Origin of the sequence: Mesorhizobium sp. M1273 (assembly GCF_040318195.1) — a bacterium.
Classification (GTDB): Bacteria; Pseudomonadota; Alphaproteobacteria; order Rhizobiales; family Rhizobiaceae; genus Mesorhizobium.
In genome coordinates this window covers 36,022-61,052 of the sequence record NZ_JAMYLV010000036.1, presented here as the reverse complement: position 1 = coordinate 61,052, position 25,031 = coordinate 36,022, and the positions used below count along the sequence as shown (strand labels likewise).

The 25,031-nt window shown below is 62.5% G+C and carries 20 protein-coding genes and 1 pseudogene; 5 read left to right on the top strand and 16 right to left on the bottom strand.

All coding sequences use genetic code 11. From position 1 onward, the window contains the following. Positions 1-297 precede the first annotated feature (297 nt). The gene (locus NKH30_RS27405) at positions 298-2,622 is read left to right on the top strand and encodes an NADP-dependent malic enzyme (RefSeq protein WP_352997555.1); all 2,325 of its coding nucleotides are present in this window, start codon (positions 298-300) and stop codon (positions 2,620-2,622) included. A gap of 12 nt (positions 2,623-2,634) precedes the next feature. Here the strand turns inward: NKH30_RS27405 and NKH30_RS27400 are convergent, their stop codons facing one another. Next, complete coding sequence (locus tag NKH30_RS27400) at positions 2,635-3,255, bottom strand: DUF1287 domain-containing protein (RefSeq protein ID WP_352997554.1); 621 nt, start codon at positions 3,253-3,255, stop codon at positions 2,635-2,637. Positions 3,256-3,523: 268 nt separating this feature from the next. On the opposite strand from NKH30_RS27400, the gene NKH30_RS27395 reads away from it, so the two are divergent. Further along, complete coding sequence (locus NKH30_RS27395; protein WP_352925272.1) at positions 3,524-4,708, top strand: DUF2865 domain-containing protein; 1,185 nt, start codon at positions 3,524-3,526, stop codon at positions 4,706-4,708. On the opposite strand, the gene gltX is transcribed toward NKH30_RS27395, so the two are convergent. The 5 genes from gltX to NKH30_RS27370 all read right to left on the bottom strand — a co-directional run bounded on the left by gltX (position 4,626) and on the right by NKH30_RS27370 (position 11,223). After that, positions 4,626-5,999, bottom strand: coding sequence for a glutamate--tRNA ligase (gltX, locus tag NKH30_RS27390; protein ID WP_352471740.1), 1,374 nt, complete (start codon positions 5,997-5,999; stop codon positions 4,626-4,628). The two genes, NKH30_RS27395 and gltX, sit on opposite strands and share 83 nt — an antisense overlap. A gap of 133 nt (positions 6,000-6,132) precedes the next feature. Continuing rightward, positions 6,133-7,938: an ABC transporter ATP-binding protein gene (locus NKH30_RS27385; protein WP_352613797.1), complete on the bottom strand. Its 1,806-nt coding sequence runs from the start codon at positions 7,936-7,938 to the stop codon at positions 6,133-6,135. A gap of 382 nt (positions 7,939-8,320) precedes the next feature. After that, on the bottom strand, positions 8,321-8,734 hold the full coding sequence (locus tag NKH30_RS27380) for a GNAT family N-acetyltransferase (RefSeq protein ID WP_352613798.1): 414 nt from the start codon (positions 8,732-8,734) through the stop codon (positions 8,321-8,323). Positions 8,735-8,761: 27 nt separating this feature from the next. Further along, the gene (locus tag NKH30_RS27375) at positions 8,762-10,444 is read right to left on the bottom strand and encodes an NAD+ synthase (protein ID WP_352997553.1); all 1,683 of its coding nucleotides are present in this window, start codon (positions 10,442-10,444) and stop codon (positions 8,762-8,764) included. A gap of 65 nt (positions 10,445-10,509) precedes the next feature. Further along, positions 10,510-11,223: a DNA-3-methyladenine glycosylase I gene (locus NKH30_RS27370; protein ID WP_352502474.1), complete on the bottom strand. Its 714-nt coding sequence runs from the start codon at positions 11,221-11,223 to the stop codon at positions 10,510-10,512. An 83-nt stretch (positions 11,224-11,306) separates the two neighbouring features. Between NKH30_RS27370 and NKH30_RS27365 the strand changes: the two genes are divergently transcribed. Both NKH30_RS27365 and NKH30_RS27360 read left to right on the top strand, forming a co-directional pair. Further along, positions 11,307-11,870: a DUF1003 domain-containing protein gene (locus NKH30_RS27365; RefSeq protein ID WP_352997552.1), complete on the top strand. Its 564-nt coding sequence runs from the start codon at positions 11,307-11,309 to the stop codon at positions 11,868-11,870. Beyond that, the gene (locus NKH30_RS27360; protein ID WP_352502473.1) at positions 11,867-12,454 is read left to right on the top strand and encodes a DedA family protein; all 588 of its coding nucleotides are present in this window, start codon (positions 11,867-11,869) and stop codon (positions 12,452-12,454) included. Before NKH30_RS27365 ends, NKH30_RS27360 begins: the two co-directional genes overlap by 4 nt. Positions 12,455-12,467: 13 nt before the next feature. Here NKH30_RS27360 and NKH30_RS27355 read toward each other — a convergent pair whose 3' ends face one another. From NKH30_RS27355 to NKH30_RS27330, 6 genes are all read right to left on the bottom strand, one after another. Further along, the gene (locus tag NKH30_RS27355) at positions 12,468-13,055 is read right to left on the bottom strand and encodes a hemerythrin domain-containing protein (RefSeq protein WP_352816417.1); all 588 of its coding nucleotides are present in this window, start codon (positions 13,053-13,055) and stop codon (positions 12,468-12,470) included. Between the two features lie 40 nt (positions 13,056-13,095). Further along, entirely contained in the window at positions 13,096-13,455 is a 360-nt protein-coding gene (locus NKH30_RS27350; RefSeq protein WP_352471749.1) for a diacylglycerol kinase, read from the bottom strand. Positions 13,456-13,532: 77 nt separating this feature from the next. Further along, the gene (locus tag NKH30_RS27345) at positions 13,533-13,952 is read right to left on the bottom strand and encodes a GFA family protein (RefSeq protein ID WP_352471751.1); all 420 of its coding nucleotides are present in this window, start codon (positions 13,950-13,952) and stop codon (positions 13,533-13,535) included. Between the two features lie 149 nt (positions 13,953-14,101). Further along, positions 14,102-15,475 (bottom strand): class II 3-deoxy-7-phosphoheptulonate synthase, encoded by a 1,374-nt coding sequence (locus tag NKH30_RS27340; RefSeq protein WP_352471752.1) that lies wholly within the window; start codon positions 15,473-15,475, stop codon positions 14,102-14,104. A 179-nt stretch (positions 15,476-15,654) separates the two neighbouring features. Continuing rightward, entirely contained in the window at positions 15,655-19,152 is a 3,498-nt protein-coding gene (gene mfd, locus NKH30_RS27335; protein ID WP_352997551.1) for a transcription-repair coupling factor, read from the bottom strand. A 13-nt stretch (positions 19,153-19,165) separates the two neighbouring features. Beyond that, the gene (locus tag NKH30_RS27330; protein WP_023680023.1) at positions 19,166-19,453 is read right to left on the bottom strand and encodes an FAD assembly factor SdhE; all 288 of its coding nucleotides are present in this window, start codon (positions 19,451-19,453) and stop codon (positions 19,166-19,168) included. A gap of 91 nt (positions 19,454-19,544) precedes the next feature. Between NKH30_RS27330 and recG the strand changes: the two genes are divergently transcribed. Next, the gene (gene recG / locus NKH30_RS27325) at positions 19,545-21,653 is read left to right on the top strand and encodes an ATP-dependent DNA helicase RecG (RefSeq protein WP_352816410.1); all 2,109 of its coding nucleotides are present in this window, start codon (positions 19,545-19,547) and stop codon (positions 21,651-21,653) included. On the opposite strand, the gene NKH30_RS27320 is transcribed toward recG, so the two are convergent. The 4 genes and pseudogenes from NKH30_RS27320 to glmS form a co-directional block, all read right to left on the bottom strand. Beyond that, positions 21,605-22,357 (bottom strand): DUF502 domain-containing protein, encoded by a 753-nt coding sequence (locus NKH30_RS27320; RefSeq protein ID WP_023680026.1) that lies wholly within the window; start codon positions 22,355-22,357, stop codon positions 21,605-21,607. The genes recG and NKH30_RS27320 overlap by 49 nt on opposite strands. 81 nt (positions 22,358-22,438) lie before the next feature. Further along, positions 22,439-22,738 carry a HigA family addiction module antitoxin gene (locus NKH30_RS27315; RefSeq protein WP_352540632.1) on the bottom strand — a complete coding sequence of 100 codons (300 nt, stop codon included), beginning with the start codon at positions 22,736-22,738 and terminating at the stop codon, positions 22,439-22,441. A 37-nt stretch (positions 22,739-22,775) separates the two neighbouring features. Further along, positions 22,776-23,044, bottom strand: a pseudogene (locus NKH30_RS27310) (type II toxin-antitoxin system RelE/ParE family toxin). Positions 23,045-23,076: 32 nt separating this feature from the next. After that, positions 23,077-24,900 carry a glutamine--fructose-6-phosphate transaminase (isomerizing) gene (gene glmS, locus NKH30_RS27305; protein ID WP_352997550.1) on the bottom strand — a complete coding sequence of 608 codons (1,824 nt, stop codon included), beginning with the start codon at positions 24,898-24,900 and terminating at the stop codon, positions 23,077-23,079. Positions 24,901-25,031 lie beyond the last annotated feature (131 nt).

Sequence of the window (25,031 nt, the reverse complement as noted above, 5' to 3'; positions counted from 1 at the left end):
GTCCGAGCCACTTAAGGCGAGGAGGTCGCGTCGACCTTAATCAAGACGCTTCGGTGCGAGTGGATCCACGGCTTCATCGCCGACTTCTTCAACACTATCCACCTGAAGCAGACATTCGGCTCGCAGCTCGCTCCAGCAACGCGCCTATCGCCCCAACATTTCAATGGCAGACCGTACAGGCCGGCGGGCGGTGCAAGCCGTAAGCTCGCGCTTGCGACATATCACCTCTCGAAAAGCCTCGGCTGCATGCTAAGAGACTCAAAACATCAAACGGACTGAACTGAGGAGGCGGCCGTCATGACAGGCGAAAGCAAGAAGGCGGCTCGATCCGACCTCGACGAAGCAGCGCTCTATTTCCATAAGCACCCCCGTCCCGGAAAGCTGGAAATCCAGGCGACGAAGCCACTGGGCAATCAGCGCGACCTGGCGCTTGCCTATTCGCCGGGGGTCGCCGCCCCCTGCCTTGAAATCCGCGACGACCCGGCAACCGCCGCCGACTATACAGCCCGTGCCAATCTGGTCGGCGTTGTCACCAACGGTTCGGCGGTGCTCGGCCTCGGCAACATCGGTCCGCTCGCCTCCAAGCCGGTGATGGAGGGCAAGGCGGTGCTGTTCAAGAAGTTCGCCGGCATCGATGTCTTCGACATCGAGATCGACGCACCGGGCATCGAGCGCATGGTCGAGACGATCTCGGCGCTGGAACCAACCTTCGGCGGCATCAACCTGGAAGACATCAAGGCGCCCGAATGCTTCGAGGTCGAGGAGCAGTTGAAAGCCCGCATGGGCATACCAGTCTTCCATGACGACCAGCACGGCACCGCCATCATCGTCGCCGCCGCCGTGCTCAACGGGCTGGAATTCGCCGGCAAGTCCATCGCGGACATCAAGATCGTCACGTCGGGCGCCGGTGCTGCGGCGCTTGCCTGCCTCAACCTACTGGTCTCGCTCGGCGCGCGGGTCGAAAACATCTGGGTCACCGACCGGTTCGGGGTCGCCCATAAGGGCCGCGTCGAGGAGATGGACCGCTGGAAAGACCCCTATGTGAAGGACACCGAGGCGCGCACGCTGGCCGACGTTCTGCCCGGCGCCGACGTGTTTCTCGGCCTGTCTGCCGCCGGCGTGCTGAAGACGGAATTGCTGCACCACATGGCGCCAAAGCCGCTGATCCTGGCGCTGGCCAACCCCAATCCCGAGATCATGCCGGAAGCGGCACGGGCGGCGCGACCCGATGCGATGATCTGCACCGGCCGCTCCGATTTCCCCAATCAAGTCAATAACGTACTCTGTTTTCCTTACATCTTCCGTGGCGCGCTGGATTGCGGCGCAAGTGCCATCAACGAAGAGATGAAAATGGCCGCCGTTCGGGCGATCGCAGCGCTTGCCCGCGAAGAGCCGTCCGACGTTGCCGCGCGCGCCTATTCCGGCGAGACGCCGATCTTCGGCCCGGAGTTCCTGATCCCCTCGCCTTTCGATCCGCGGCTGATCCTGCGCATTGCCCCCGCCGTTGCCAAGGCGGCCTGCGAGACCGGCGTCGCGACCCGGCCGATCACCGATTTCGCCGCCTATATCGACAAGCTGAACCGCTTCGTCTTCCGCTCCGGCCTGGTCATGAAGCCCGTGTTCTCGATGGCCAAGACGTCGAGCGCCAAGCGCGTCATCTATGCCGACGGCGAGGACGAGCGCGTGCTTCGCGCCGCGCAGGTCGTGCTCGAGGAAGGCATTGCCGAACCGATCCTGATCGGCCGCCCGCACGTCATCGACGTGCGGTTGAAACGCTATGGGCTGCGCATCAAGCCGGGCGTCGATTTCGGCCTGATCAACCCGGAAGACGATCCGCGTTACCGCCACTATGTCGACCTTTTGATCGAGCTTGCCGGCCGCCGTGGGGTGACTACGGAAGCGGCACGCACCATGGTGCGCACCGACAATACGGTGATCGCCGCCCTTGCCCTGAAGCGCGGCGACGCCGACGCCATGGTCTGCGGCCTTGAGGGCCGTTTCGAGCGCCATTTGCGCAACGTCACGCTGATCATCGGGCCACGCGCCGGCATTAGGGATCGCGACCTGTCGACGCTTTCCATGCTGATTTCGCAGCGCGGCATCATCTTCCTCACCGATACCCATGTCTCCGTCGATCCGACCGCCGAGGAGATTGCGGAGATGACCGTTCTGGCGGCCGAGGAGATTCAGCGTTTTGGCATCGAGCCCAAGGCAGCCCTGCTTTCGCATTCGGATTTCGGCTCCCGCGATTCGCCAAGCGCCATGAAGATGCGGCAGGCGGCGGCGATCCTGGCGCGCATCGCGCCCGACCTGCAATGCGACGGCGAGATGCATGCCGACTCGGCACTGTCGGAGCAGCTGCGCCAGCGCGTCTATCCGCATTCGCGGCTGAAGGGCGAAGCCAATCTGCTGGTGTTCCCCAATCTCGATTCGGCGAACATCACGCTGACCGCGCTGCGCACGATGATGGACGCGCTGCATGTCGGCCCGATCCTGCTCGGCACCGACAGCCCGGCGCACATATTGACGCCGTCGGTCACCTCGCGCGGCGTCGTCAACATGACCGCACTGGCAGTGGTCGAAGCCGCGCATAAGGCGCAAGCCATCGTCGAACTGGGATAGCCGCGGGCTTTCTCAGACTGGCTTGAACCGGAAATGCCCTGTCTGCCTGAAGGCAAACAAAGTGTCCTCTTCCCTGGCGCCGCCGCCGATATTGTGAATGACCAGTCTTCTTGTCGGTACCAATGTGGAGCGATTGGACGACACGATGGCAATATGCGGCAGATTGCCGGGCAGCATCTGGGCGACGAGATCCCCAGGCCGATAATCGGCGGGGTCTTGGCTGACGGGCAAGGTGGCACCGCGCCGCTCGAAATAGACCGCAAGATTGGGCACACGGCGGTGGTCGATGTTGCGGTCCGGCGCTTTCAGGCCCCAACCCTTCGGATAGGCGGCAAAATTGGCCCGCATATCCTCATGCACCAATTTTTGCAGGTCGAGATCGAAGGCGCGGCGATAGGCACGGATCACGACATCCGTGCAAACACCCCGCTCGGGCCCAACGTCCCCGCCCGGATAGGCCAGGCGTGTATAGGTCGGATCGTAGAGTGTGGTGACGCCGATCTGCCCACGGGCAGCTTCGACCAATTTGGTACCCCAATCCGGCGTGATGGGCTTTTCCTGCGCCAAGGCAACCGGCATCGCCAGGCACAAAAGACCAAATTGCAGTGCGGCTCGACGGGTAATCGCGGTCATGCCAAGCCTCCGGGCATTGCTGGATCCGGGCATTCTTCTGGGCGAATACGCCTTTTTTCGTGCAACGCCAGGATGTCGCGGATCTGGCTCTTTCCGAATATGTCGTGTGGCGTAGTCGATATGACAGCACCGGTCGTGATCGAAGCCGCGCACAAGGCGCAAGCCATCGCCGATTTGGGCTGAAGGCGGAATCGGCGGTATGCTAAACAAACGGTTAACCGCAAGCGCGGTAGCTTTCTGAACGACAGGCAGTCGGAGTTCCGGAGGGATGACGGGCGCAAGTTGGAAGCTGACGCGGGCCGCTGCGCTGCTCGGCGCCGTGGTGCTGTGCGGCATTGCCGCCACTCAGGCACAGGCCGCTTCCCGCCTCTGCCGCCAGCTTGAAGCCGATCTTGCCGCCGCTTCTCGTGGTGGCGGCGGCAAACCGGCATTGCTCAGGAAATATGACGACGCAATCGTCCGGCAGCGCCAGCAGATTTCAAAGGCCGTCAGGCAGGCCAGCAGCGCCGGCTGCGGCTTTTCGCTGTCTCGCCGCAACGCCAACGCATGCGCAGCACTCGACGCCACCATCGATCGCATGGCAGCCAATCTCGACGCCCTGCAGGCCAAGCGCGGCGACCTTGCCGGCGGTGGTTCGCGACGTGATCGTGCGCGCATATTGACGTTGCTTGACGCCAATGGCTGCCGCGATGATGCGGCGGCGCCGACGCCCCCGCCGGTCCGCGAAGCCAACCGTGAAAACGGCAAGCGAAACCTGCTCGACCAGCTTTTGGGCAGTCAGCCCGAAGAGGCCGACCAGGCTGAAGAACTGAGCCAGCCGGGCAACATCCGCACCGTGCTCAACAGCGCCGACATGGGCCAGCCCCAAGGCGAATTCCGCACCATGTGTGTGCGCACCTGCGACGGCTATTTCTTCCCGATGTCGAATGCTGCCTCGCTGGGCGATTTCGAGCGCGATCAGAAGAATTGCGAATCGAGCTGCCCCGGCACCGAGATGCAGGTTTTCTACACGCGCGGCGTGAACAGCGATTCGGCGTCGATGACGTCTTCGGTGACGGGCAGGCCTTATATCGAACTGCCGACGGCCTACCTCTACAAGCAATCCGACATGCCGCGGCCGCCGACCTGCGGCTGCAACGCCGCGCAGAATTTCGAGATCATCGCCGGCAACCCGCCAACCCGGGAACAATCCGAGGCGAATGTAGAGAGTACCCCGTTCATTCCGCTGCCGGTTGCCAGGCCTGATCCGGGCGCCGACCCGGAGTCGTTGGCCAATGCGCAAGACGGCCTCGACCGTGGGGCGATCAGACGCCTTGCTGTCAAACCTGTGCCCTCGCCGACATCGCTGCCGCCGCCGGAGCAGCGCAAGGTCAGGGTCGTCGGGCCAACGTTCCTTCCCGACCCAGCAGCGGCAACAGATCTGCAAGCTCCGGACCCGAAGGCTGTCCCGTAAGCGCCAGCCTGAGCGGCATGAACAGCGCCTTGCCCTTACGGCCGCTCGCCGCTCGGATCTTGCCCGTCCAGTCCTTCCAGACGGTGCCGTTCCAAGGCTCTTCCGGCAGCAACTCGAATGCCTGGCGAAGAAAGTCGCGGTCCTCGTCGGAAAACTCCGCCGGCTCCTCTGGACCGTCTCGAAGCGTACGCCACCAGATCGCCGCATCGGCCAGCCTGTCGAGATTGCCGCGCACGGCCAGCCAGAAAGACTCGGCCTGTTCGCCGGAGATGCCGAGCACGATCAGCCGGTCGCGCGCCTCGGAAAACGGCATGTGATGCAGCAGCGTGCGGTTGAGCACGAAGAGTTCGTCCGGGTCGAATTTGGCGGCGGATTTCGATGTTGCAGCCGGATCGAAGCGCTCGACTAGCTCGGCCATCGTTGGCACCGCCACGACGTTTTCCGAGGTGCCGACGAGCACCGCCAGCGAAGCGATCGCCATCGGCTCGATGCCGCTCTCACGCAGGCTCTGGATGGACAGCGCGCCGGTGCGCTTCGAAAGTCCCTCGCCTGATGCCGTTGTCAGGAGATTGTGGTGGCCGAACACCGGCGGCTCCGCGCCAAGTGCTCGGAACAGGGCTATCTGGACGCCGGTATTGGTGACGTGGTCGTCGCCGCGAATGACATGGCTGACGCCCATGTCGATGTCGTCGACAACCGAAGGCAATGTGTAGAGGTAGGTGCCGTCCTCACGCCGCAGAACCGGGTCTGAAAGCGAGGCGAGGTCGACGGTCTCTTCGCCGCGCACCAGGTCGTTCCAGTGGATTTCGGTGCGCTCCGGCTGTAGCGGATCGCTGCTGAAGTTGGGCAGCAGAAAGCGCCAGTGCGGCCGCCGGCCATCGGCCTCATATTCCGCCACCTGCTCGGGTGCCAGCGTCAGCGCCTCGCGGCCATAGACTGGCGGCAGGCCACGCGTGCGGCGCACCTTGCGCCTCAGGTCGAGCTCTTCAGGCGTCTCATAGCAAGCATAGACGAGGCGCGCCTCCTTCAGCCTCTCCAGTGCGGCATCGTAGATTTCGACCCGCCGCGACTGGTACTCCGTGGCATCGGGGAAGATGCCCAGCCAATGCAGGTCATATAGGATAGCGTCGGAAAACTCCTGCGTCGAACGGGCGACGTCGGTGTCGTCGAAGCGCTGGATGAAGCGGCCTTTGTTCTTGATGGCGAACAGCCAATTGAACAAAGCGGTGCGCGCATTGCCGATATGGATGCGGCCGGTCGGTGACGGGGCGAAACGGACGGTAACTGTCATGAGCGGGGCGTACCGGATGGTTTTGCTGTTGACAAGACGCGCCCCCGCGCTCGGCGGCAGACATAGAACATGACAAAGGCGAAGAAAAGACTGCAGCGCCGCACGTCTATCAAGACGCGCGGCACCGCAACCGTCAGATCACCAGGCCTTTGGTCAGTTCAAGCGCCTGGCGTTCGAACAGCCGGCGGTAGATGCCGCCTTGCAGCCGGATCAGTTGGTCATGCGAGCCCTCTTCGACGATGCGGCCGCGATCGAACACCAAAAGCCTGTCCAGCGCCCGCACCGTCGACAGCCGGTGGGCAATGACCAGCGTCGTGCGGCCGACCATCAACCGCTCCATCGCCTGCTGGATCAGCACCTCCGATTCCGAATCGAGGCTCGACGTTGCCTCATCCAGGATGAGAATGCGCGCATCGGCAAGAAAGGCGCGTGCGATTGCAACGCGCTGACGCTCACCACCTGATAGCTTTACGCCACGCTCGCCGACCAGCGTGCCATAGCCTTTCGGCAAATTGGCAATGAAGTCATGCGCGCTGGCCAATCGCGCCGCGTGCTCGATCTCGGCCTGCGTGGCGGCCGGCCGAGCATAGGCGATGTTTTCGGCCAGCGACCGGTGAAACAGGATCGGCTCCTGCTGGACGATTGCGATCTGCGCGCGCAGCGACGCCTGCGCCACATTCGCAATATCCTGGCCGTCGATCAGGATATTGCCCGCAGTCACGTCGTAGAGGCGCTGGATCAGCTTGACGAATGTCGTCTTGCCGGAGCCCGAATGGCCAACCAGCCCAACCCGTTCGCCCGGCGCGATGTCCACCGAAAAGTCGCGATAGAGCGGCAGGCGGTGGCTGCCATAGTGGAACGTGACATTGTCGAAGGTGATACGGCCATCGGTGATCCGGATCGGTTTGGCTCCGGGCCGATCCTCGATGCCGAGTGGTTCGGACTGGAAGTCGACCAGTTCCTCCATGTCGTTGATCGAGCGCTGCAGATTGCGGATATGTGTGCCGATGTCGCGCAGATAGCCTTGCAGCACGAAGAATGAGGTCAGCACGAAGGCGACATCGCCGGCGCTCGCCTGCCCCCACGACCACAACAGCAGGGAGAACCCGATGACCGCTGCCCTCAAAAGCAGCAGCATCGTCCCTTGCGTGGTGCCGTTGACGGTGCCGCGCATCCAGGTGCGGCGCGTGCGACCGCGCCATTTGGCGACGACCTCGGCAAGCCGCGTCTCCTCGCGTTCCTCGGCGCCAAAACCCTTGACCACGGCGTTGCAGCTCACCGCGTCGGCCAGCGAGCCGCCAAGCCGTGTATCCCACGCATTGGCAAGCCTTGCCGCGGGCGCGACATAGCCAAGCGACAGCATCGTCGTCACCGCGATGAACAGAACCGAACCGGTGGCGACGACAGCACCCATCAGCGGCCAGAACCAGCCAAGCAGCAGCGTCGAGCCGACGAGCATGACGACCGATGGCAGCAGCGCGATCAGGATCGTGTCGTTGAGCAGGTCGAGCGCCCACATGCCGCGCGTTATCTTGCGCACCGTCGATCCGGCGAAGCTGTTGGCGTGCCAGTCGGTGGAGAAGCGCTGGACGCGGTGGAAGGCGTCGGCGGCGATATCCGCCATCATCTTCAACGTCAGCTCGACAATGGCCATGAAGGCGAGATTGCGCAGCACGACACCGGTGAGCGCCAGGGCCACCAGCATCGAAAAGGCCGCTGTCGCCGCGTTCCACGCAACATCGTCGGCCGCAGCACTGCTGGCGACGGCATCCACCAGCCGGCCGGAATAGAGCGGCGTCAGCACGTCGGCCAAGGTCGACAGCAGGAATGTGCCCATAATGCCGGCAAGCCGCCACGGCTGACACCGCCAATGGCTGAGCGTGAAGCCAAGAACGCTGCGAAAGGCGCCCGCGCGCAAATCTATTCGAAAACGAGTCATGATGTCATTCGGGCGCAAACGAGCCCGATCCCACGAAAGTAGAAATTGAAAAACCGCGTCGGCGCCGTTTGGCGCCCGGAGATGCGGAGGTTTGGCGTATTTGGCGGCCCTGTAGAGGGGCGGCGACCGGCAGCGGCGAAATACCTGCCTCGGTTCAGCCTTGCCGCGAGGCTATCTCGCGGCGCACTGACCAAGACCTAGGCTTCGCAGCCTCGCATAACGATGTCAAATCCTGGCATTCGGTTCCTCCTGAAGGGGAATCGCGGAGAGGTGTTTATAGAGACGCCTCAACGCCGCGCCAAGTCAGTAGATAGCCAAAAGCGCATCTGGTCCAAGCAGTAAGACGATTTTGCAACAATCGCGGGTTGTGCGCTGCCTCTGTTCAGGTTGCCGGGATACGGTCGAGGCGCATATAGCGGCCATCGGTGGAAGGCCTGAAGCCGAGCTTCTCGTAAACCGCATGGGCGTCGTTGGTCGACAGGCTCCAATGCGTGACCGTCTTGACGTCCGAGTGGTCGATAAGCGCCTGGACAAGCCGGGTTCCGATGCCTTGTCCGCGATACCCGGGCCAGACAATTATGTCGGCGAGATAGGCAAATACCGTACGGTCGGTGATCGCCCGGCCGAAGCCGACCTGATTGCCGCCGACATAGGCGCCGACGCACAGTGAGTTGGCAAAAGCGCGGCGGTGCAGTTCATCGCTGCGGCCGCTGCCCCAATAGCTCGCCTTCAAAATGTCGGATGTCGCCCGGAAGTCGATCCGCGACAGGTCAAAGCTAATTTCAAGGTTGGCCATGGCTAAACCGTTACGCAGGCCAATGGCCTACCCGCGATCCCTGAACCGGTTGGTGATGGGATAACGGCGGTCGCGGCCAAAGTTCTTCCTGGTGATCTTCACGCCGGGCGCCGCCTGCCGGCGCTTGTATTCTGCGACGTAAAGCAGGTGCTCGACACGCGCCACCGTCGCCCGGTCATGGCCGCGCGCAACGATCTCGTCGACGCCCATCTCGTTCTCGACCAGACACTCCAATATGTCATCGAGCACTGGATAGGGCGGCAGCGAATCCTGGTCGATCTGGTTCTCTCGCAGTTCCGCCGAGGGCGCCTTGTCGATGATGTTGGTCGGGATCACCTCGCCGGACGGACCGAGCGCACCCGGCGGCACATGCGCGTTGCGCCAACGCGACAATGCATAGACCTGCATCTTGTAAAGATCCTTGATCGGATTGAAGCCGCCATTCATGTCGCCGTAGAGCGTCGCGTAGCCGACCGACATCTCGCTTTTGTTGCCGGTGGTGACCACCATCGAGCCGAACTTGTTGGAAATCGCCATCAGGATAGTGCCACGTGCACGGCTCTGCAGGTTCTCCTCGGTAATACCTTCCTTGGTGCCCTCGAAAAGCTGCGTCAGCGCGTGCAGGAAACCTTCGACCGGCTCGAAGATCGGCACGATATCGTAGCGGCAGCCGAGTGCGCGGGCGCAGTCCTCGGCATCCTTGAGCGAGTCCTTCGAAGTGTAGCGGTAAGGCATCATCACGGCGCGCAGCCGTTCCTCGCCGAGCGCGTCGACGGCAAGTGCCGCGCAGATCGCCGAATCGATGCCGCCTGAGAGGCCGAGCACGACATTCTTGAAGCCGTTCTTGTTGACGTAATCGCGCAGGCCCAACATGCAGGCGCGGTAGTCGGCCTCCTCCTTCTCCGGGATTTTCGACATCGGTCCGTCAGAGCAGACCCAGATGTCATTCTTTCGCTTCCAGGTGGTGACGTTGACCGTCTCCTCGAACTGGCTCATCTGGAAGGCCAGCGTCTTGTCAGAACCTATGGCAAACGATGCGCCATCGAAAACCAGCTCGTCCTGACCGCCAAGCTGGTTGGCATAGATAATCGGCAGTCCGCATTCGATGACCTGGCGGATAACGATCTGGTGGCGGACGTCGACCTTGCCGCGGTAATAGGGCGAGCCGTTCGGGACCAGCAGGATTTCCGCGCCGCTTTCGGCCAGCGTCTCGCAGACGGCAACCTCGCCCCAGATATCTTCGCAGATCGGCACTCCCACGCGCACGCCGCGGAAATTGACCGGCCCCTGGATCTCGGGGCCGGCCTGGAAGACGCGCTTCTCGTCGAACTCACCGTAATTCGGCAGATCGAGCTTGTAGCGTTCGGCAAGGATCTTGCCGCCGTCGGCAAAGATGATCGAATTGTGCGTGCCGGTCTTGCGCTTCAACGGCGTGCCGATGACGAAACCCGGGCCGCCGTCGGCGGTATCGCCGGCGAAATCCTCCGCCGCCCGCTCGCAGGCCTTCAGGAAGGCAGGCTTCAGCACCAGATCCTCAGGCGGATAGCCGGCAAGGAAAAGCTCGGTAAACAGCACGAGGTCGGCGCCTTGGCGGGCGGCATCCGCCCTCGCCTCGCGTGCCTTGGCAAGATTGCCGGCGACGTCGCCGACCGTCGGATTGAGCTGGGCGACGGCGATGCGCAATATGTCTGGAGCGGTCTTGTCTATCATGCCCGTGGGTTTAGCGCGGCAAAATTCGTCGGGCAATGGCGTTCGTTTGGACCAAACAGTCGATCCTATTCGCCCATATATTCGCGCAAGGCTTCCGGCGGATGGTTCTCGCCGATCGACATTGCCAGAATGCGCGAAATGTGCCGGCGCGGCAGCCCGGTTTCCGCCGCCCAGGCGTTTATCTGTACTTGGATCTTGTCCAGGTCCTTCTTCGATGTCGGGCTCTGCGCGAGGTCGAGCCCGGCGTCGCGCAGCGCTGCCGCCATGTCGGCCGAGACGATGAAGGCGTCCCACTCCAGCCAGCGCAGAAAATACTGGCCGGTATTGCCGCCGAGCCGGCTGCCATGCTTGCCGAGATAGGCCATCAATCCGACCTGGTCATCCGCCGGCCAATTGGCCAGGAACTTGCCGAAGCTGCCATGCTCCTTCGACACGCGCTCGACGAAGGCTGCGTTGTCGCGTACGGATTTGATCTTCTGCGGATTGCGGACGATGCGCTTGTCGAATGTGAGATCGTGCCAGAAATCGTCAGGCTGGAACAGCAGCCGCTTCGGCTCGAAGCCAAGAAATGCTTCCTCGAAACCCGGCCATTTCTGCTCGATGACGCGCCAGACAAAGCCGGCGGCAAAAACCCGCTCGGCCATGGTCGACAGGATCCGGTCGTCCGTAATCTTTGCCACCGCGGCATTGTCGGGCATAGGACCCAGCAGCGACGTCAGCGCTGCCTCACCGCCTTTGCGCTTCGCTGCACGGGCGCGAATTTTCTGAAAATCCACCATTGTTTCCTGACCCCATCGCGTCAATCTACCACTTCCCATAGGAACCGGCAGCGTCTACCTCATCGCGGACGACGGAGGCGACGATGAACAAAACGATCGAGGACCTGGCAAGCCGCTGGCTGAAGCGAAAGCCGGACGGCCTCAGCGCGCTCGAAAGCCGGGTACTGCAATCTACGCTCGAGCGCACCACGATCTCCAAGGACACCAACAAGGCCGTCGCCTTTCACCAGACGTTTGGAGATCGCCTGGCCGACACCATCGCCCGGATCGGCGGCTCTTGGTCCTTCATCCTGGCATTCATTGGCTTCCTGATCCTGTGGACGGCAGGCAATGTCTGGCTCTTGTCGCGCGCCGCCTTCGATCCCTATCCCTTCATCTTCCTCAATCTCGTGCTTTCCATGGTTGCTGCCCTGCAGGCGCCAGTGATCATGATGGCGCAAAACCGCCAGACGGAGCGCGATCGAATCGACGCCGCCCACGACTATGAGGTTAATCTCAAGGCCGAGATCGAGATCATGGCGTTACACGAAAAGCTCGACGAACTGCGCCACAGCCAGATCATCGGCATGCGAGACGAGATCGCCCGGCTGGCCGAGCAGATGAAGCGCATCGACGACATTCTGTCGAAGCAGCGAACGTCTTCATGACGGAAGTCATCCATCGTCTCATTGAGCAATATGGATTGGTCGCGGTTTTTCTGGGCTGCGTCGCAGAGGGCGAAAGCGCCGCAATTCTTGGCGGCTTTTTTGCGCATCAGCATGTCTTCATCCCGTGGCAGGCGTTTCTCGCAGCCGCGCTCGGCGCCTTCGGTGGCGACACGTTCTTCTTCATCTTGGGACGGAGCTTCGCCGACCATAAATTCGTGATCAGGCTCCGAGCCCGGCCGGGCTTCAGCCACGCCTACCGCCTTGTCACCTCTCATCCCAACATTTTCGTGCTGTCGAACCGCTACATCTATGGCCTCCGCCTGGTCGGCGGCATCGCCGCCGGGCTGTCGGGCATTGCGGCGGCGCGCTTCGTCATCCTCAACGCCATCTCATCGGTGGTCTGGGCGGCACTGTTCTGCACTGTCGGTTATGTCTTCGGGCTGGGCGCGGAGCACATCGTCGGCCAAGCGCTGGCTCGTCACGAGCGATTACTGATCGCTCTGGCAATCGGCCTCGTTGTGGCCATCCTCGGCTGGCTCGCGGCCCATATCGTCGCCAAGAAGGAACTCCACAAGGGAAGCTGATCGTCAATCATCGTCAATCAATGCCGAGCGCACGATCACCCTTCTCGAGGATCAGCGGAATGATCAGGTCTTCCTCGTCGGCAAGATGCCGGGTCAACATGGCGATCAACCGGCCGTTCTCGTCGGCATAGGCATCGGCGGCGAAACGCTGTTTGTCTTCGCTCTCCTGAAGCGTGCGGATGAAGGCATTTGCCGCCTCGGCATTGCGCTCCAGTCCCTCATGGATTGTGTGGTGATCGGCATCGAGAATCTCGAAGCCGCGCTTCAGACGGGTCTCGGCCCTGGCGAAGACCGGGAAATAATGATGGTCCTCGACATTGTGATGGCCGTCGAGATTGCCGAGGAAATGGTTGAGGCGCGGCGCGAACCAGCGCGCGAATTCCGGCGCGTTCAGCCTACTTTCTCGATAATCGCCGATACCATTGGTGAGCATGCCGCCAAGCTCGCGGAACATGTCGTGCCGCTGCAGCCACATATTGGCTATGCCGTGGATATTGGCATGCGCCTGCCAGTCCTCGCGCGGAAATTTTTCGACCAGCCAGTGCAGATCGTCCGGCAGGCCGTCACGTTCAAGCAACAGAAATCCGGTGGTATCGGCCATGTCGGGCCCCTCAGTTGACCGGCATGTAGTGTCTGAAACGTCAGATCGGTACCCCGAGGATCCGCTCGATGACGGCGACGCCCCATACCCCGGCAGCGATCACCACCGAAATCAGCACCGCCAGCGAACCGCAATCCTTGGCCAGTTGGATATCGACGTTGAATTCGCGGCTGAACGCGTCGCATGCCGCCTCGATGCCGGTGTTCAGCACCTCGATCATGATCATGAGCAGCACCGCGCCGATCAGCAACGCATAGCCGCGCCACGATTCCGAAAGGAACCAGCCGAGCGGCAAGGCAAGCACGAGCAGCGTCAGCTCCAGCTGGAAGGCCTCCTCGCCGGCGGCCAGTTTGCGAAACGCCCGCACCGAATTGTAAAAAGCGTCGATCAGTCGCTGCATGCCAAAACCCTTCGGAATCACCGGCAGGGGATAGCGCAATGGCTGGACCAAGGGAATAAGGCGGCCTCTGCAAAGAATCAGCCGTCTGCCACCTTGATCGACGGCGTCGACTTCTCGAACTGCGGCAGCCCGTCATCGATGGCGTAATAATCGCCCTTGTCGCCGACGAAGATATGACATTCGCCTTGGAGCCTAGTTGGCGCGTCGAACAGCCCTGCCATCACCGAAACATAGCCGTCATCGCTCGGCTTCCAGAACAACAGAGAGCCGCATGTCTTGCAGAAGCCGCGCCTGGCGAACGAAGAGGCCTCGTACCAGGTGATGCTCTCCGCGCCGGTGATTGTAATGTCGCGGTCGGCAACGTTGGTCGCCGCATAAAAATGCCCGCTCTGCTTCCGGCACTGCGAGCAATGGCAGTAGATGACACCGCGTAGCGGTCCTCGTGTCTTGAACCGCACTGCCCCGCACAAGCATGATCCGGTGTGACTGTCAGCCATGTCGGCCTCCCGATGCAATTGCCATCGCCTGGCAGGATTCCAGTTTTGCGCGCGTTAGGCACGAGCAAATGCGACACCGGCGGGATTGAATACAAAAAGCGCCGGTTTTCGCCCGGCGCTTCTTCAATGACATCAAAGTTCAGATCATATCAGCCGTTAACGGCCTGCTTGTGCTGGACCGGATGGGTCTTCTTGAGCAGATCGGAGACCAGGAACGCCAACTCGATCGCCTGATCGGCATTGAGGCGCGGATCGCAATGGGTGTGGTAGCGGTCCTGCAGTTCTTCGGCGGTGATGGCGCGGGCACCACCGGTGCACTCGGTGACGTTTTTGCCGGTCATCTCGATGTGGATGCCGCCCGGATGCGTGCCTTCGGCGCGGTGCACCTCGAAGAAGGTCTGCACTTCCTTCAGGATGCGGTCGAACGGCCGTGTCTTGTAGCCGGCGGCCTCGATCGTATTGCCATGCATCGGGTCGGACGACCACACCACGCTGCGGCCTTCCTTCTGCACCGCGCGCACCAGTTTGGGCAGATGGTCGGCAACCTTGTCGGAGCCGAAGCGGGCGATCAGCGTCAGCCGGCCGGGCTCGTTCTCCGGATTGAGCAGGTCGATGAGCTGCAACAGGCCATCCGGCGTCAGCGACGGACCGCATTTCAGCCCGAGCGGGTTCTTGATGCCGCGGCAATATTCGACATGCGCATGGTCGGGTTGGCGCGTGCGATCACCGATCCAGATCATGTGGCCAGAGGTGGCGTACCAGTCGCCGGAGGTCGAATCGACGCGGGTCAGCGCCTCCTCGTAGCCGAGCAGCAACGCTTCGTGGCTGGTGTAGAAATCCGTCTCGCGCAGCGCGTAATTGGTCTCCGAGGTGATGCCGACGGCCTTCATGAAGTCCATCGTCTCGGTGATGCGGTTGGCGAGCGATTCGTATTTCTCGCCCTGCGGGCTGTCGGACACGAAGCCGAGCATCCATTGATGCACGTTCTCCAGGCTGGCGTAGCCGCCCTGGGCGAAGGCACGCAAAAGGTTGAGCGTCGCCGCCGATTGGCGGTACGCCATCTCCTGTCTTGCAGGATCGGGAATGCGCGACTTGGCGTCGAACTCGATGCCATTGATGATGTCGCCGCGATAGCTCGGCAGCGTCACACCGCCCTTGGTCTCATTGTCGGACGAGCGCGGCTTGGCGAACTGGCCGGCGACACGGCCGACCTTCACCACCGGCTGGGCGCCGGCGAAGGTCAGCACCACCGACATCTGCAGGAAGACGCGGAAGAAGTCGCGGATATTGTCGGCGCCATGCTCGGCGAAGCTCTCGGCGCAATCGCCGCCCTGCAGAAGGAATGCGTCACCGGCAGCGACGGCTGCAAGCTGCTTCTTCAGCTTGCGTGCCTCACCTGCAAAAACCAACGGCGGAAACGTGGCAAGCTGGGCTTCCGTGTTCCTAAGCGCGGCAAGATCCGGATAGGCAGGAACCTGCTGGATCGGCTTGGCTCTCCACGAATTCGGCGACCATTTCGTCATCGAAGCACCTAACGCTCTTTCACACGGACGCCATCGCCCGCCAATCCGCCCCATATGGGGTCGCGGCTCCATACACGAAGCCGATTTCCTATTCTAGACCGGAAGTGGTCGCGTGGCGAATGAGCACGGCACTGCGAAAGTGCCGATGCGGCTGTGGCCCGAGCACCAGCGACGCGCTGCTACGCCGCCTTCTCCACCAGCCGCGCCAGCTGCGTCATGACAACCGCTGAGCCAGCCAGCCGCTTCTCGGGCGTCGCCCAGTCACGGCTGAAGACGACGCTCTGGTCGGGTCGGATCTTGGCCAGCGAGCCCTGTTCGCCGATGAGCTTGACCAGCCCGACCGGATTGGGGAATTCCCGCTTGCGGAAATGGACGACGACGCCTTTCGGCCCGGCGTCGAGCTTCTCCACGTTGGCCTTGCGGCAAAGCGCCTTGATGAAGACGATCTTCAACAGATGCTTTACCTCTTCCGGCAGCGGTCCGAACCGGTCGATCAGCTCGGCGCCGAAAGCATCGATCTCTTCCGTATTTTCGAGATCGCCAAGACGGCGATAGAGCGCCAGCCTGAGCTGCAGATCCGGGACGTAGCTTTCCGGGATCATCACCGCCGTGCCGACGGCGATCTGCGGCGACCAGCCGCCGTCCTGCACCTCGCCGGAATCCTTCACTTCGGCCACCGCCTCCTCCAGCATCTGCTGGTAGAGCTCGAAGCCGACCTCCTTGATGTGGCCCGACTGCTCTTCGCCAAGCAGATTGCCGGCGCCGCGGATGTCGAGGTCGTGGCTGGCCAGCTGGAAACCGGCGCCTAGCGTATCGAGCGATTGCAGCACTTTCAGCCGACGCTCGGCTGTATCGGTTAGCTTGCGGTTGGCGGGCAGAGTGAACAGCGCATAGGCGCGCACCTTCGAACGGCCGACGCGGCCACGCAACTGATAGAGCTGAGACAGGCCGAACATGTCGGCGCGGTGTACGATCAGCGTATTGGCGGTCGGTATATCGAGGCCGGATTCGACGATGGTGGTCGACAAAAGCACATCGTACTGGCCGTCATAAAAGGCATTCATGATATCGTCGAGCTCGCCGGGCGGCATCTGGCCATGGGCCACCGCCACTTTCAGCTCAGGCACGGATTCGCGCAGGAAATCATGGATTTCCGTGAGATCGCTGATACGCGGTACGACGTAGAAGGAATGGCCGCCACGGTAGCGCTCGCGCAGCAGCGTCTCGCGGATGACCAGCGGATCGAAAGGGGAGATGAAGGTACGCACGGCCATGCGATCGACCGGCGGCGTGGCGATCAGCGACAGCTCACGCACCCCGGTCAAGGCAAGCTGAAGCGTTCGCGGGATCGGCGTCGCCGACAGCGTCAGAACGTGGACGTCGGTCTTGAGATCCTTCAGCCGCTCCTTGTGCTTGACGCCGAAATGCTGCTCCTCGTCGATGATCAGCAGACCGAGATTCTTGAACGAGATCGAGGAGCCGAGCAGTGCGTGCGTGCCGATGACAATGTCGACTTGGCCTTCGGCGACGCCCTTCTTGGTCTCGGCCAGTTCCTTGGCGCCGACCAGCCGCGAGGCCTGGGCGACGCGGATCGGCAGGCCGGAGAAGCGCTGCGAGAAGGTCTTGAAATGCTGGCGCGACAACAATGTCGTCGGCACCACCACCGCGACCTGAAAGCCTTCCATCGCCGCGATGAAGGCGGCACGAAGCGCGACTTCGGTCTTGCCGAAGCCGACATCGCCGCAGATCAGCCGATCCATCGGCTTTCCAGCGCCCAGATCACCCATGACCGAATCGATTGCCGTTTGCTGGTCGTCGGTTTCTTCATAGGGGAAACGCGCCGCAAACTCGCCATAGAGGCCTTCCGCCGGCACCAGCGCCGGTGCGGCCCGCATTTGTCGCTCGGCGGCGATGCGGATCAGCTGCCCGGCCATGTCGAGCAGACGTTTCTTCAGCCGTGCCTTGCGCGATTGCCAGGCGCCGCCGCCAAGCTTGTCGAGCGTCGCCTCGGCCGAATCCGAGCCATAGCGCGACAGCAGCTCGATGTTTTCCACCGGCAAGAACAGCCGATCGTCGCCGGCATAGTGGATTTCAAGGCAATCGTGCGGCGCACCGACCGCCTCGATGGTGCGCAGCCCGATGAAGCGGCCAATGCCATGGTCGGCATGCACGACGATATCGCCTGAAGACAATGCCGAAGCCTCGGCGATGACGTCGGACGCGCGCTTCTTGCGCTTCGAGCGCCGGATCAGCCGGTCGCCGAGAATGTCCTGCTCTGCGACGACGACCAGTTTCTCGGTCTCGAAGCCGGATTCGAGCGGCAGCACGGCCAGGGCCGCCTGCCCTGGCTCAAGCCTTTCGGCTTCGGCAAGCGTCGCCACCGGCTCCAGATTGCCAAGGTGATGCTCGACCAGGATCTGGCCGAGCCGGTCGAGCGAACCTTCAGTCCAGCCGGCGACGACGACACGGCGGCGTGCAGCGCGCTCGTCGGAAATGTGTTTGACGACGACGTCGAAGACGTTGGCGTTAGGGTCGGCGCGTTCCTCGACGAAGCTGCGGCCATGGCGCGAGCCGGCATGGAACACCTTTTTCGCACCGGCATCGGGCGCGTCGAAGGAGGTGAAGTCGATCGCTTCGCGCGGCCCAAGCGAGGCAATCAGGTTCTCGGGCGACAGATAAAGCTGATCCGGCGACACCGGCTTGTAGGGCACGGCATCCTTCAAGGCGCCGTCGGCCTGTTTTTTTCGCGCCTCGTAATGATCGAGGATCAGAGTGTGGCGCTCGGCCAGTGCCTCATGCGCCAGATGATCAAACACCACGGGCGCATCCGGCAGGTAATCGAACACGGTTTCCAGCCGCTCATAGAAGAACGGCAGCCAGTGCTCCATGCCGGCAAACCGCCTGCCCTCGCTGACCGCCGCATAGAGCCCATCGTCGCGCGAGGGCGCGCCAAAGGCTTCGATGTAGGCGCGGCGGAAGCGGCTGATGGTTTCCGGCGTCAGCGCCACCTCGCTCATCGCCTGCAGCGCCATCGATTTGCGTTGGCCGATGGTGCGCTGGGTTGCGGTGTCGAAGACGCGGATCGATTCCAGCGTATCGCCGAAGAAATCGAGGCGCAGTGCCTCCGTCCAGCCGGGCGCGAAGAGATCGAGAATGCCGCCGCGCACCGCAAATTCGCCGATGCCGCGCACTGTCGGCACTCGCTCGAAGCCGGAATTCTCCAGCCGCGACACCAGCACGTTCATGTCTATCTGGTTGCCGGGTTTGGCGTGGAAGGTCTGCGCCTCGACGAGTTCAGCCGGCGGAATGCGTTGCAACAGCGCATTCGCGGTGGTGAGGACGACGGCGCGGTGCGGCTTCTTTGCCAGCGCAATCATTGCGGCCAGTGCATCGAGCCGCCTTGCGGCGGCATCGGCGCCGGGCGAGACGCGGTCGTAAGGCAGGCAGTCCCAAGCCGGCAGTTCCAGCACCGGCAGGCCCGGCGCGGCAAAGGCAAGCGCCTCGACGATCGCCGGCAGACGCTGGCCGTCGCGCGCCACGAACAGCACCGGCTTGTCAGGGGCGATCTCATGCGCAGTCTGCACCAGCGCAAAAGCTTCGTAGCCGTCGGCGACGCCATCGACGATGAACTGGCCGGCGCGGCCTTTCGGCAGACCGATCGTAGGGATAAGGCTCATGGCTACACGTTGTTCAGAAGGTCATCTCCCGGCGCGAAGCCAGGATTTTTTGCAGGACGGCACAGTCGATATCCGCCGGAACCGGGCGTTCGCCAGTGACGAGAGGCAGGAATTCGGTGTCGGGAATGTCGAGGAGCCTCTCATATTGGTCGATTTCGTCGCCGGTCAAGGCGCCGATCTCGGCGTCGGCGAAGCTGCCGAGTATAAGGTCCATCTCGCGCATGCCGCGGTGCCACGAACGAAACAGAAGCTTGCGGCGGCGGGCATCGAGCCCCTCGCTTGATCGTTTCGTTCCGGTCATCTTGCAACATCCTTGCCCAGGCGGCGCATATAGCGTGGATAGAAGGCGGTGTCAGCCTTGCGCTACAGTCGCCGCAACATAAGCTGACATCATGCGTCCCTCCCTCCTCGATCCGCTGTTTGTCCCGATCACCTCGCTTGCCGGGGTCGGGCCAAAAGTTGGCGCCCTGATCGAAAAAGTCGTAGCAGCCGACCTCGGCGACCGGGCCGCGCGCGCCGGGGATCTCTTGTTCGTGCTGCCGCATACTGTCATCGACCGCCGCAACCGGCCTGGCATCGCCGGCTCGGCGGAAGGCGCCATCGTTACGCTCGACGTCCGCATCGACCGCCACCAGCCGCCGCCACGCGGCAACAGGTCGGTCCCGTACCGGGTCTACGCCCATGACGACACCGGCGAGATCGCGCTGACCTTCTTCCATGCCCATGCCGCCTATCTCGAAAAAGCAATGCCCGTAGGCGAGCATGTCGTCGTCTCCGGCCGCATGGAATGGTTCAACGGCCGCCCGACCATGGTTCACCCCGACCATATCGCACTTGCCGACGACGCGGAAAACCTGCCGCTGGTCGAGCCGGTCTATCCGCTGACCGCCGGGCTCTCGGGCAAGGTACTGCGCCGGGCCATCGGCCAGGCGCTGGCCCGCCTGCCGGTGCTGCCCGAATGGCAGGACGGTGAGTTCCGGCGCCGCCATGCCTTTCCTGCTTTCAGCGATGCGCTCAACCGCATCCACAATCCTGCCGACCCGATCGACGTCTCCGTCGACGGCGCAGCGTGGCGGCGCCTTGCCTATGACGAGTTCTTGGCCGGCCAGGTATCGCTGGCGCTGGTGCGGGCCAAGGTCCGCCGATTATCTGGCCGGCCATTGGTCGGCGACGGCCGCATAGTCGAACAACTGCGCGTGGCACTCCCCTATTCGCTGACCATGTCGCAGGAAATGGCGCTTGCCGAAATCAACGCCGATCTCGGTGACCCCGAACGCATGCTGCGCCTTTTGCAGGGCGATGTCGGCTCCGGCAAGACGGTGGTCGCGCTGCTTGCCATGGCGCGTGCCGTCGAGGCCGGCGGCCAGGCGGCATTGATGGCGCCGACCGAAATCCTGGCGCGCCAGCATCTGGCAACAATTGCGCCGTTGGCGGAACGGGCCGGCCTGCGTGTCGCCGTCCTCACAGGTCGCGAAAAGGGCCGCGAGCGTGCCGACACGCTGACCGGGCTGGCCAATGGTGACATCGACATCGTCGTCGGCACCCATGCGCTGTTCCAGGAAACGGTGACGTTCCGTGACCTCGTGTTCGCCGTCGTCGACGAGCAGCACCGTTTCGGCGTCCATCAGCGCCTTGCCATTACCGCCAAGGGCGATGCGCCCGACATGCTGGTGATGACAGCAACGCCGATACCGCGGACGCTGGTGCTGACTGCATTCGGCGACATGGATGTGTCGAAGCTGACGGAAAAGCCGGCCGGCCGCCAGCCGATCCGCACCGTCACCTTGCCGCTTGAACGGCTCGACGAACTGATCGGACGCATGCTCGACGCCGTCGCCGATGGCCAGAAAATCTACTGGATCTGTCCGCTGATCGAGGAATCCGAGGAGATCAAGCTGATGTCGGCCGAGGACCGTTTTGCCTCGCTGAAGCCGCTGTTCGGCGACCGCATCGGCCTGGTGCACGGCCGCATGAAAGGCACCGACAAAGACGAGGCGATGCGCGCCTTCAAGCAGGGCGACACCCGTATCCTGATCGCCACCACCGTCATCGAGGTCGGCGTCGATGTGCCTGATGCGACGATCATGGTCATCGAGCATGCCGAGCGTTTTGGCCTCGCCCAGTTGCACCAATTGCGTGGCCGGGTCGGGCGTGGCGACAAGCCTTCATCCTGTGTGCTGCTCTACAAGGACCCGCTCGGCGAGACGGCAAAACGCCGTTTGTCGGTGATGCGCGAGACCGAGGACGGCTTCCGTATCGCCGAAGAGGATCTGAAGCTGCGCGGCGAAGGCGAGTTGCTCGGCACTCGCCAGTCTGGCACGCCGGGCTTCCAGGTGGCGCGCATCGAGGTGCATGCCGACCTGCTCGAGGCCGCTCGCGACGATGCGCGGCTGATCCTGTCGCGCGATCCGGAATTGCAGTCCGAACGCGGCACGGCGCTGCGCCTGTTGCTCTATCTGTTCGGCCGCGACGAGGCCGTGCGGCTCCTGCGTGCCGGCTGAGGCATCGTGTCGAGCGGCGGATTGGCAAGCGCGCCGTGGATCTGCTCGCCATTCACCGTCACCATTTTGACCGCCGGCGCCACCAAGCCGGCCGACACGATCAGCTTGGCTCCGTCCTCGATTGTCATGTCGAGCAGCACAATGTCGGATTTCGGCACATACATCAGAAAGCCCGTCGTCGGGTTGGGCGTACATGGCATGAATACGGCAATCAGCGGATCGCCTTCCCGGTCGAGCTTCTGGTTGATCTCGGTTTCCTTCTCGCTGGCGACGAAGACCAGCGACCAGACCCCTTTGCGCGGATATTCGACCAACCCGACCTGGCGGAACATGTCGCCCTTGTTCGACAGCACGGTCTCGAAAATCTGCTTCAGCGAACGGTAGATGCCGCGCACCAGCGGCATGCGGCCAAGCAGGCGCTCGCCGAAATTGACGATGGCGCGGCCAACGATATTGGCGGTCATAAAGCCGATGAAGGTGATGAGGATCAAGGCAACGATCAGCCCAAAACCCGGCACTGGAAACGGCAGGTAGGTGTCCGGATTGTAGCGTACCGGAATGTAGGGTTTCACCCAGGAATCGACCCAACCGATCAGCGACCAGGCAATGTAGGCGGTAATCGCCAGCGGCGCGCAAACGACGAAGCCGGTCAGGAAATAGTTTCTCAGCCGGGTCATGCCTGAGGTCTTGAGAGCATCCGACATGGTTCACCGCAGCGTGTGTTTGCAGCGCGACACTACTGAACCCCAAGGCGCTTTGGAATGGCGAAGTTTTTAAAAGATCAACTATGCCGCGGCTTCCAGCGGTTCGATCTTCTCGAGCTCCGGTGCGAGTTTCTTCGCCTCGGTTTCAAGTTCATAAGCCTGCTGAAAATTCATCCAGAATTCCGGCGTGGTGTTGAAGAGCCTGGCGAGGCGAAGCGCGGTATCAGGAGTCAGGCCGATCTCTTCCTTGGCAATGCGTTCGATACGGGTACGAGGAAGATTGAGCTTCTTCGCCAGCGCACCGGCACTCATACCGAGCGGGACGAGATATTCCTCGCGCAGGAACTCTCCGGGGTGAATTGGACGTACGAACTTGAGCATGGTTCAGAGACCTCAAGGGTTTAGGGCAAGTGCCCGCTCAATGGTAGTCGACGATCTCCACCTCTTCGGCGCCAGCGTTGGTCCATTTGAAGCAGGCATTGGTCGTTGATACGAATTGAATGCTGCCCAGCTCTGCTCCCTTCAGGGCTTCAAGGCGATTTCCGGGTGGCGATCGTTCAATTGTCCGGCGTTTTCGATCGCTCGAAGACGACGTTCGCCACGGGCAACCAGATCCGGTGGAAAACCTTTCGGTGCCTTCCCCTCGGCAACCGCTTCCACCGCTTTGCCTTTGAACGAAACGATCAACTTGGACCCTATCGGTAGCCGTTTGGAACCGATCATTCCACCGTTACCGATTTCGCCAGATTGCGCGGCTGGTCGACATCCGTGCCCATGAACACGGCGGTGAAATAGGCGAGCATCTGGATCGGCAGTGCGTAGATGATCGGCGAGATGATTTCCGGCACGTCCGGCAAAACGATCGTCTCCATCGTCTTCACCGTGGCGTGCGCGGCGCCCTTGCTGTCGGTGATCAGGATGATCTTGCCGCCGCGCGCCGCCACCTCCTGCATGTTCGAGACGGTCTTTTCGAAGATACGGTCATGCGGGGCGATGACGATGACGGGCATGTTCTCGTCGATCAGCGCGATCGGGCCGTGTTTCAACTCGCCGGCGGCATAGCCTTCGGCGTGGATATAGGAAATTTCCTTGAGCTTCAGCGCGCCTTCCAGGGCCAGCGGAAAATTGGTGTCGCGGCCGAGATAAAGCACATTCTTGTAGTGCGAGAGGTCGCGCGCGACCTTTTCGATCTGCCCGTCGAGCTTTAGCACCTGGTTCGCATAACGCGGCGCTTCCGACAGCTCGCGTATCAGCGTTTTCTCCTGCTCCTGCGAAATCGTTCCGCGCGCCACGCCCGCCCGCACCGCCAGCGAGGCCAGCACGGAAAGCTGGCAGGTGAACGCCTTGGTCGAAGCGACGCCGATCTCCGGGCCGGCCAACGTCGGCAGGATGACGTCGGATTCGCGCGCCATGGTCGATTCGCGCACATTGACGACCGCGCCGATCTTCATGCCGGCCTTGCGGCAGTAGCGCAGCGACGCCAGCGTGTCGGCGGTCTCACCCGATTGCGAGATGAAGAAAGCGGCATCGTTCTTCGACAGCGGCATCTCGCGATAGCGGAACTCCGAAGCGACATCGATGTCGACCGGCAGCCGCGCATAGCGCTCGAACCAGTATTTGCTGATCAGCCCGGCGAGATAGGCGGTGCCGCAGGCCGAGATCGCCAGCCGGTCGATCTTGGCGAAATCGAACGGCAGGTCGAGCGGCTTCGAGACGCCGCTGATGAAATCAACATAATGCGCCAGCGTGTGCGAGATCACTTCCGGCTGCTCATGGATTTCCTTTTCCATGAAATGGCGGCGGTTGCCTTTGTCGACCATGAAGCTCGTGCTGAGCGACTGTTGGCGTTTGCGGTCGACCTTGTTGCCGCCCATGTCGAAGATATCGACCTCGTTGCGGCGCACCACCGCCCAGTCGCCGTCTTCCAGATAGGTGATCGAATTGGTGAAAGGGGCAAGCGCAATGGCGTCGGAGCCAAGGAACATCTGGCCGTCGCCATGACCGACCGCGAGCGGCGGGCCATTGCGCGCGCCGACGATCAGATCCTCGTCGCCCTTGAACATGATGGCGAGCGCAAAGGCGCCTTCCAGCCGCTTCAGCGCCTTGTACGCCGCCTCAACCGGCTTCAGCCCCCTGGCCAGTTCGCGCGCCACCAGATGCGCGACGACTTCGGTATCGGTCTGCGAGGTGAAGCTGTAGCCGTCGCGCATCAGCTCGTCGCGCAATTCGGCGAAATTCTCGATGATGCCGTTATGGACGATGGCGACGCCGTCGGAAAAATGCGGATGCGCATTACTCTCGTTCGGAACGCCATGCGTGGCCCAGCGCGTGTGGCCGATGCCGATCATGCCGTCGAGCGGTTCGTCCTTCAGCAGGCGCTCGAGATTGACCAGCTTGCCCTCGGCGCGGCGGCGGTCAAGCCTGCCGTGCTCGATCGTGGCGACGCCGGCCGAGTCATAGCCGCGATATTCGAGCCTTTTCAGCGCATCGACGATAAGCGGCGCGACCGGCGAGTCACCGACAATTCCAACGATACCGCACATGGCGCTTGCCCCCGATTCCGACCTCAAACCCGGCGCTATTTAGAGACTGCCGGGCTGTCGCGAAAAATCACATTCCATTTCGTCCGGTATCAGCCGGACTACCCTGCACAGATGCACCATGACAGGGCGCA

Bases quoted from the DNA above. Each gene is read 5' to 3' on its own strand.
- NKH30_RS27405 (WP_352997555.1), top strand. From the start codon at position 298: ATGACAGGCGAAAGCAAGAAGGCGGCTCGATCCGACCTCGACGAAGCA.
- NKH30_RS27320 (WP_023680026.1), bottom strand. From the start codon at position 22,357: ATGTCGGATGCTCTCAAGACCTCAGGCATGACCCGGCTGAGAAACTAT.
- NKH30_RS27375 (WP_352997553.1), bottom strand. From the start codon at position 10,444: ATGATAGACAAGACCGCTCCAGACATATTGCGCATCGCCGTCGCCCAG.
- NKH30_RS27365 (WP_352997552.1), top strand. From the start codon at position 11,307: ATGAACAAAACGATCGAGGACCTGGCAAGCCGCTGGCTGAAGCGAAAG.
- NKH30_RS27315 (WP_352540632.1), bottom strand. From the start codon at position 22,738: ATGCTCAAGTTCGTACGTCCAATTCACCCCGGAGAGTTCCTGCGCGAG.
- NKH30_RS27345 (WP_352471751.1), bottom strand. From the start codon at position 13,952: ATGGCTGACAGTCACACCGGATCATGCTTGTGCGGGGCAGTGCGGTTC.
- NKH30_RS27350 (WP_352471749.1), bottom strand. From the start codon at position 13,455: ATGCAGCGACTGATCGACGCTTTTTACAATTCGGTGCGGGCGTTTCGC.
- NKH30_RS27380 (WP_352613798.1), bottom strand. From the start codon at position 8,734: ATGGCCAACCTTGAAATTAGCTTTGACCTGTCGCGGATCGACTTCCGG.
- NKH30_RS27360 (WP_352502473.1), top strand. From the start codon at position 11,867: ATGACGGAAGTCATCCATCGTCTCATTGAGCAATATGGATTGGTCGCG.
- recG (WP_352816410.1), top strand. From the start codon at position 19,545: ATGCGTCCCTCCCTCCTCGATCCGCTGTTTGTCCCGATCACCTCGCTT.
- NKH30_RS27330 (WP_023680023.1), bottom strand. From the start codon at position 19,453: ATGACCGGAACGAAACGATCAAGCGAGGGGCTCGATGCCCGCCGCCGC.
- NKH30_RS27395 (WP_352925272.1), top strand. From the start codon at position 3,524: ATGACGGGCGCAAGTTGGAAGCTGACGCGGGCCGCTGCGCTGCTCGGC.
- glmS (WP_352997550.1), bottom strand. From the start codon at position 24,900: ATGTGCGGTATCGTTGGAATTGTCGGTGACTCGCCGGTCGCGCCGCTT.
- NKH30_RS27385 (WP_352613797.1), bottom strand. From the start codon at position 7,938: ATGACTCGTTTTCGAATAGATTTGCGCGCGGGCGCCTTTCGCAGCGTT.
- gltX (WP_352471740.1), bottom strand. From the start codon at position 5,999: ATGACAGTTACCGTCCGTTTCGCCCCGTCACCGACCGGCCGCATCCAT.
- NKH30_RS27400 (WP_352997554.1), bottom strand. From the start codon at position 3,255: ATGACCGCGATTACCCGTCGAGCCGCACTGCAATTTGGTCTTTTGTGC.
- mfd (WP_352997551.1), bottom strand. From the start codon at position 19,152: ATGAGCCTTATCCCTACGATCGGTCTGCCGAAAGGCCGCGCCGGCCAG.
- NKH30_RS27355 (WP_352816417.1), bottom strand. From the start codon at position 13,055: ATGGCCGATACCACCGGATTTCTGTTGCTTGAACGTGACGGCCTGCCG.
- NKH30_RS27370 (WP_352502474.1), bottom strand. From the start codon at position 11,223: ATGGTGGATTTTCAGAAAATTCGCGCCCGTGCAGCGAAGCGCAAAGGC.
- NKH30_RS27340 (WP_352471752.1), bottom strand. From the start codon at position 15,475: ATGACGAAATGGTCGCCGAATTCGTGGAGAGCCAAGCCGATCCAGCAG.